Source organism: Kocuria sp. CCUG 69068, from assembly GCF_020833785.1.
Classification (GTDB): domain Bacteria; phylum Actinomycetota; class Actinomycetes; order Actinomycetales; family Micrococcaceae; genus Kocuria; species Kocuria rosea.
In genome coordinates, this window is the sequence record NZ_PDDL01000274.1 from 1 (window position 1) to 562 (window position 562).

Below are 562 nucleotides of genomic sequence, written 5' to 3' on the forward strand. Positions count from 1 at the left end.
CTTCGCCGCGGCGGGGAACGCGGTCTGCGCGTGCAGGTTCCCCTGGCCGTGGACGGGGCGGACGGCGGGCATGCCCAGGGCCGTGCGGCTCATCGAGCTCCTCCGGTCGTGCGGGGGGCCGAGGACGGCGCCGTGCGGCGCGCCCCCGGCCCCGGGATGGACAGCTCGACCGGCCCGGAGACCTCGAGCGGGTTCTCGCGGGTGGACGCGAGGATCTCGGCGAAGTGGACGGTGCCCGTACCCGTTCCCCGGCGGGCCATGGCCCCGCCCAGGTGCATCAGGCAGGAGGCGTCCCCCCCGGTGCACAGCTCGGCCCCGGTCGAGACGATGTTGTCGATCTTCTCCTCGGCCATCGCGGCGGAGACATCCGGGTTCTTGAACGAGAAGGTCCCGCCGAAGCCGCAGCACTCCTCGGCGTCGGGCAGCTCGACGAAGTCGATGTCCCCGACCGAGGCGACCAGGTCCTTCTGCCGGTCCCCCAGGCGCAGCAGCCGCATCCCGTGGCAGGACGGGTGGTAGGTCACCCGGTGGGGGAACCAGGAGCCGAGCTGCGCGGCCGCGT

1 protein-coding gene is annotated in these 562 nt (G+C 73.8%); it reads right to left on the bottom strand.

All coding sequences use genetic code 11. The features are described 5' to 3' along the window. Positions 1-89 precede the first annotated feature (89 nt). A partial coding sequence (locus CRM73_RS19490) for a (Fe-S)-binding protein (protein ID WP_229588838.1) occupies positions 90-562 on the bottom strand: 473 nt, incomplete at its 5' end.